This window comes from uncultured Capnocytophaga sp. (assembly GCF_963525585.1).
GTDB lineage: Bacteria > Bacteroidota > Bacteroidia > Flavobacteriales > Flavobacteriaceae > Capnocytophaga.
This window is the reverse complement of sequence record NZ_CAURLX010000030.1, coordinates 22,180-28,984: the sequence shown is the minus strand read 5'-3', so window position 1 is coordinate 28,984 and position 6,805 is coordinate 22,180. Positions and strand designations below refer to the sequence as shown.

Below are 6,805 nucleotides of genomic sequence, written 5' to 3'. Positions count from 1 at the left end.
ACCTCTCCCGCAATGCAGGCTATGAGGACAGTATCCGCTTTAGCTGGGCAATGGAAGCCAAGGCTACCCAACAGATTATGGAGAAATCAACCCTTGTTATAGATGACACTCAGCTCCAGTTGGTGGTTGATGAGGAGGGCAAGGCGGATATTATCGTTACCAAAGGCGACAAGATCCTCAAGTCTATCCCTGATAAGTATAAGAAGAACAAGGAAGTTGAAGCCCTCAAGGATAACAAAACCTACCTTACTAAGCAGTATAGCCGTACTCGCCTATCTTTGGAACAAGCGATGCTTTCACAAACGCTCTTTACAGCCGCCGAATTGGCAAAAATCCTAGAGCACCCTGTGGTGAAAGCAATGCTTAGCAAGCTCGTGCTCTTCAATCCAGAGACACAGGCTTCCGGCTTCTGGCAAGACGGATATTTGCTCAATGCGGAAGGTGAAAAGGTAGCCCTCAAAGCGGATGACAAACTGCTGATTGCTCACCCAAGCCACCTATTCTATGCGGTACAATGGGATTTGTACCAAAAGTATCTCTTTGACAAGGAACTCAAACAACCTTTCAAGCAGGTATTCCGTGAACTTTATATCCCTACCAAAGACGAGCTAGAGACCAGCAACCGCAGTGAGCGCTACCAAGGTCACCAAGTACAGCCTCAAAAGACCGTGGCACTGCTTCGTAGTCGTGGCTGGACGGTGAATTACGAGGAGGGTCTCCAAAGAGTATATCATAAGGAAGGTTTCCGTGCGACTATCTACGCAGTAGCCGACTGGTATACCCCTTCGGATGTGGAAGCTCCAACATTGGAATATGTAGTCTTCTACAATCTCAAGGACGGCAAGGAAGTGCCGATGAAGGAGATTAATCCGGTAATCTTCAGCGAGGTGATGCGTGATGTGGATTTGGTGGTGAGTGTAGCTCACGTAGGAGGCGTGGATCCAGAAGCTAGCCACAGTACGATGCAAATGCGAGGAGCTTTAGCCAAAGAAAGTGCTCGCCTATTCAAGCTTTCTAATGTGGAGGTGAAAGAACGCCATATTCTTATCAAGGGTAAGCTAGACGACTACAGCATTCACTTGGGCAGTGGTATGGTCAGCCAAGGAGGTTTACAGCTCAATATCATAGCTGTACAGAGCCAGCATCGAGGACGTGTATTCTTACCTTTTGTAGATGATGATCCTAAGTCAGCAGAAATCATCTCTAAGATGCGTTTGCTCGCCGAAGATGACAAAATCAAGGATCCAACAATCCTAGCACAGATAATGAAGAAATAATTACCTAAAATAAGAGGCTATCTAAAAGATAGCCTCTTAATATAAATAAAGTAATTGTTATTTTCTTCTTTCTCTCTCTTGTGCATCCACAACAGCAAAAGTAGTAAGGTTTACCATTTCATCTACACTGGCATTCATCAGAGTAATATGGATAGGCTTGGAGAGTCCTAAGATAATAGGACCTATGGAGTTAAGCCCATCAGATTCCTTCATAATCTTATAGGTAATATTGGCAGACTCTAAGTTAGGGAATATTAGTATATTGGCGGCTTTTCCATTAAGTTTTGAGAAAGGGAAGGCAGCAGCCATTTTCTCTGGATTGAGAGCAATATCCACCTGTACTTCTCCATCTACTACTAAGTTAGGATAATTCTTATGCAGATAGGCAACTGCTTTGCTAATTTTCTGGGTACTTTCAGAAGGAGCAGAACCAAAGTTAGAATAGGAGAGGAGCGCAATGGCAGGGTCTAGTCCGAACATCTTAGCTTTCTCAGCAGTAGCGAGTGTGATAACACTCAAGTCCTCTGAGGAAGGATTAGGATTCATTGTAGTATCAGATAGGAACAAAGGACCTCTCTTGGTGATAAGGATACTAGTAGCTGCAATACGGTTGAAACCTTCTTCTTTTTCTACTAAGTCCAGAATAGGACGAATAACTTGTGGATAAGAACGAGAGTAACCTGTAATCATAGCATCTGCTTGTCCTGTATTAACAAGCATTGCCCCAAAATAATTGCGCTCACGCATTAGGCGTAGGGCATTAATCTGGGTAATTCCTTTACGAGATCTTTTTTTCCAATAGATATCAGCAAAGGACTTGCGACGATTAGCTTCTTCGTCGCTCTTAGGGTCAATAATTTCTAGGTTTGCTTCCCAGCCAAGTTCTTCCATATAGGCAAGGATTACTTCTTTGTGTCCTAGGAGTACAGGGATAGCAATTCCTTCTTGATAAACGCGCTGAGCAGCCTTGAGCACCTCTAGAATATCAGCCTCAGGGAATACCACACGCTTAGGATTTTGGCGGGCACGGTCTTGCAGTGCACGGATTTCTCGGTTACTGCCTCCGAGCCTATCCATTAGTTGTTCACGATAAGCATCCCAATCGGTAATAGGCTTCTGAGCCACTCCAGAGTCCATTGCGGCTTTGGCAATAGCAGGAGGAACTTCATAAATTAAACGTGGGTCAAAAGGCTTAGGAATGATGTACTCTTTTCCAAAAGTTAGGTTGATTCCTCCATATACAAGGTTTACTTGGTCTGGCACACTCTTCTTAGCCAAATCAGCTAGGGCGTGTACAGCCGCAAGCTTCATTTCTTCATTGATTTTGGTTGCACGAACGTCTAAAGCACCTCGGAAGATAAAGGGGAATCCTAATACATTATTCACTTGGTTAGGTGTATCGGAACGTCCAGTTGCCATAATAATATCAGAGCGGGTCTGGATAGCTAAGTCGTAAGCAATTTCAGGAGTGGGATTAGCCATAGCAAATACTATGGGATCCTTCGCCATAGAAAGTAGCATTTCGGGGCTTACCACATTTCCTTTGGAAAGACCGATGAATACATCAGCATCTTTCATAGCCTCAGCAAGGGTGTGCAAGTCTCTATCTGTAGCAAATTCAGCCTTGAGATAATCCAAGTTAGGATTGTCCTTACGGATAACCCCTTTACTGTCACACATAACAATATTTTTAGGGTCTGCTCCTAAGGCAATGTAGAGTCGAGTACAAGAAATAGCTGCAGCTCCTGCTCCATTTACTACAATTTTTACCTTATCAATATCTTTTCCTACAATCTCTAGAGCATTTTTTAGTGCTGCTGCTGAGATAATGGCGGTACCGTGCTGGTCATCGTGCATTACAGGAATATCAAGCTCTTCTTTAAGCCTACGCTCAATCTCGAAGGCTTCTGGAGACTTGATATCCTCCAAGTTGATTCCTCCGAAAGTAGGAGCAATAGCTTTAACAGTATTAACGAAAGTATCTACATCAGTAGCATTTACCTCTATGTCAAAAACGTCAATATCCGCAAAAATTTTAAAGAGTAATCCCTTACCTTCCATTACAGGCTTGGCTGCATCAGCCCCGATATTTCCAAGTCCTAGTACGGCTGTTCCGTTGGAGATTACCGCTACAAGGTTTCCTTTGTTGGTATATCGGTAGGCATCATTTTTGTTCTCTTCAATAGCTAAGCAAGGCTCTGCTACCCCTGGCGAGTAAGCAAGGGATAGGTCATACTGTGTGGCGTGTTTCTTGGTAGGTACTACCGCAATCTTCCCTGGTTGGGGATATTCGTGATAGTCTAAAGCGTCACTTTTTTTATGATTATCTTTCATTTTGAAATGTTTTTATCAAAAAATGGTTTCTTCAAAAGCGCAAAAATACAAAATTAATAATGAAAAGTCAATAATTAAGGAGTATTTTTTTCGAGAATGAATAAGTTTTCTATTCAAAATAAACTTTCAGTTTTTCCTAAGAAATTTTCTTTCTCTAAGAAAGGAATTAACTCTTCTCTGGAATTAAATTGAAAAAGCATATAATGCCCGTCTAATTTTTGGATTTTCTCTAGAGGGAGTTGCTCCACAAAGGTCTTGTAATCCATCTCCCCAATAATATCAAATCGGTCATCTTCAGGACGATTTTTGTCATAACTAAGGAAGCAAATACGCCATAACTTGATATCTTCCTCGGATAAATCACTCTTAGTAGGATCTATAAATGGAGGAAATTCGTAAGGGAGCACCGTAGGCACTGTCTGGGTCAAGGTATACATACATACAACACGATCATCATTGGAATCTTTTGTCTTGTTGTCATTTCTTCGGAAGAAACTCTGCTTAGCAATATGTACATCTTTGTGCTGGAGTTGTGCTTCTACAAAATCACTGAAAGCCTTTGCCTTGTCCTGAGCAGAGAGAAGTTTGCTAATAATCTCCTCTGACAGGCAAATCGGACGATGTACCCCAAAGATAAAATGTTTTTCAGGGTTTTTCTCAAAACATTTTACCCCAAATGCGATGTTATCACGATAGTTGTAGGTGATATTGTCAGCCTTGTATACTTCTCCCTCCTCATCAGTAACATTGGTGTTAAGAAAGGTTGCTAATTTCTTTATAAAGAGAAAGGCACTCAGCCAGTCAGCCTCTGTACTAGGAGTGAAAGCTCGTACAAGGTAGGTATTGTTCTCCTTACTATAAGTGCACTCAAAGCCTCGCCCACTGATGTTCTCTTGCCCCAGTATCATAAAGTTAAATCTATCTAAGGGCGTCTGTATGATTTCATCAAACTCCTCATCATCCTCATCAATAGTAAATTGAGCAAAGTTTTCCCCAGCTAGGTTCAGTAGTTCTTCAGGGCTCATTACCTTGGGAACCTGGGTATTCTTGATGTAAAAAATATGACTCATCTGTTTTAGTTTAGAGACTAATAAATGGATTTATAACCATTTTTTTCGCTTGAAATAGATAAGCATTACAATACTTATGCCAATCATTATCAGCCATACAATAGGATATGCCCACGGGTAATGCAACTCGGGCATATGCTCAAAATTCATTCCATATACCCCTACAATAAAAGTTAAAGGAATGAAGATAGTGGAGATGAGCGTTAGCAGTCGCATAATATTATTCATCTTGTTACTCATCGCTCCCATATAGGTATCGGTGAGCCCCCAAAGGGTATCTCGATAGGAATTGAGTGTTTCTACAATTTGTACAATATGATCGTGTAGGTCTCTGAAATAGGGTTTTGTTCCTTCTTGAATGAGAGGATGAATGTTTTTCTCGATACGAGCGACTACTTCACGGGCAGGAGCGATAGATTTCTGCAGAAAGCTACCTTGTTTCTTAAGGATTTGTATCTCTGATATCATTTCCTCACGAGGATGTGAGATAATTTCATCTTCGATGGCTTCAATAGTGTCATTTACTTTATCTAAAATGACTAAATAGTTATCGACAATAGCGTCTAATAGAGCAAAAAGCAAGAAATCTACCGAATACTTTCTCAAAAGAGTGTCTCTTTCTTGAATTCGCCTACGGATAGGTTCAAATACATCTCCTCCCTCAGATTCTTGAAAGGTGATTAGGTAGTTCTTGCCTAATAATAAGGCAATGTGTTCAGAGATAAGCACCTCCTCTTGGTAGTAAATCATCTTGATAATTACCAACAGATGTTCTTCTAGGAATTCTATCTTAGGGCGATGCTGGGTGTCTAATACATCTTCCAGAAGGAGGTTGTTCAGTTGAGTGTAGCTTCCTATCTTGCGTATTTCCTCGATGTTATTCAGTCCGTTGATGTTAATCCAAGTGATAGAATCATCCTTGATTAGGGATAAAGCCTCCTGTGCTGTTCCTGCTTTTTGGGAATGAAAAGAATGATCAGAGTATGAAATAACATCTATATCAATGAGTTTCTCCTTTTCTCCAAAATATATTAAGCTCCCCGGAGGAAGACCTATTTTCTTGGCTCTATTGGCTTTTTTCTTTTTGCTCATTTTATGAAATGTCAGTTGTTATTGATAACAAAATAACAATTGATAATTAATGATTATCCAAAGCTTCTTCAATGGCATTGTCAAAGAGGTTTGCAAGTGTAATTCCAGCAGCTTTAGCCTGTTGTGGGAGGATGCTAGCTTTGGTAAGCCCAGGAGTAGTGTTCATCTCTAGCAGATGGGGGATTCCATTTACTATAATATATTCACTACGGCTGAATCCTTTCATCTGCAATAAGTTATATACTCTTAGGGCAAGTTCTTCTACTTTTTTGCGCTCTTCATCGCTCAGGCGTGCGGGTGTAATCTCTTGTGATTTACCTTCGTATTTGGCTTCGTGGTCAAAGAAATCATTCTCAGAGACAATTTCAGTAATAGGTAGTACGCGCTTCTTTCCACGGTAGGTAATTACTCCTACAGAGACTTCTGTACCCTTGAGGAATTCCTCAATAATCACCTCGTTATCCACCTGAAAGGCTTTCTCTATGGCCTCATCTATATCTTTTTCGCTATAAGCTTTGAAGACGCCAATACTACTGCCAGAGCGGTTTGCCTTAACAAAGCAAGGTAAGCCTACAGTCTTGATAATTTCCCGAGCAGAGAAATGTTCTCCTTGATTCAGGTAGTAAGCTTTAGCACGGGGAATACCATAAGGCTTGAGTACAGAGAGCATATCTCGTTTGTTGAAAGTCAGTGCAGAAGCATACATACTACAACCAGTGATAGGAACACCTACGAAGGAGAAATAGGCTTGTAAGTGACCATCTTCACCAGGGGTGCCGTGAATTGCATTGAAAGCACAATCAAAAGTAATTTTTTCTCCAGAGAGGGTAAGAGAGAAGTCATTTTTATCTACAGGGAATTCCTCTCCTTTAGCATTGGTATATACCCATTTATCCTTGGTAATGAGGATGGGGTAAGGGTGATATTTGCTTTTGTCTAAGGACTCCACTACTGTGGCAGCACTCTGGAGGGAGACACTCGCTTCTTCAGAGTAACCTCCCATTAGGATAGCGATATTTTTCATTTTCTACT

5 protein-coding genes are annotated in these 6,805 nt (G+C 41.2%); 1 reads left to right on the top strand and 4 read right to left on the bottom strand.

Features of this window, described 5'->3' with window-relative positions; genetic code table 11:
* A partial coding sequence (locus RYK20_RS07780; RefSeq protein WP_314894999.1) for a DUF4132 domain-containing protein occupies positions 1–1,277 on the top strand: 1,277 nt, incomplete at its 5' end.
* Between the two features lie 57 nt (positions 1,278–1,334).
* Here the strand turns inward: RYK20_RS07780 and RYK20_RS07775 are convergent.
* The 4 genes from RYK20_RS07775 to RYK20_RS07760 form a co-directional block, all read right to left on the bottom strand.
* Positions 1,335–3,611, bottom strand: coding sequence for an NADP-dependent malic enzyme (locus tag RYK20_RS07775; RefSeq protein WP_314894998.1), 2,277 nt, complete (start codon positions 3,609–3,611; stop codon positions 1,335–1,337).
* Between the two features lie 113 nt (positions 3,612–3,724).
* On the bottom strand, positions 3,725–4,681 hold the full coding sequence (locus RYK20_RS07770; RefSeq protein ID WP_314894997.1) for a DUF4299 family protein: 957 nt from the start codon (positions 4,679–4,681) through the stop codon (positions 3,725–3,727).
* Positions 4,682–4,711: 30 nt separating this feature from the next.
* A complete protein-coding gene (gene corA / locus RYK20_RS07765) occupies positions 4,712–5,773 on the bottom strand; it encodes a magnesium/cobalt transporter CorA (RefSeq protein WP_314894996.1) in 1,062 nt (353 codons plus the stop codon).
* Positions 5,774–5,819: 46 nt separating this feature from the next.
* Complete coding sequence (locus RYK20_RS07760; RefSeq protein ID WP_314894995.1) at positions 5,820–6,797, bottom strand: D-alanine--D-alanine ligase; 978 nt, start codon at positions 6,795–6,797, stop codon at positions 5,820–5,822.
* Between the last annotated feature and the right edge of the window lie 8 nt (positions 6,798–6,805).

What these genes read in the sequence shown, in the direction of transcription:
- RYK20_RS07775 (WP_314894998.1), bottom strand. Translation starts at nt 3,611, where the DNA reads ATGAAAGATAATCATAAAAAAAGTGACGCTTTAGACTATCACGAATAT.
- RYK20_RS07770 (WP_314894997.1), bottom strand. Translation starts at nt 4,681, where the DNA reads ATGAGTCATATTTTTTACATCAAGAATACCCAGGTTCCCAAGGTAATG.
- corA (WP_314894996.1), bottom strand. Translation starts at nt 5,773, where the DNA reads ATGAGCAAAAAGAAAAAAGCCAATAGAGCCAAGAAAATAGGTCTTCCT.
- RYK20_RS07760 (WP_314894995.1), bottom strand. Translation starts at nt 6,797, where the DNA reads ATGAAAAATATCGCTATCCTAATGGGAGGTTACTCTGAAGAAGCGAGT.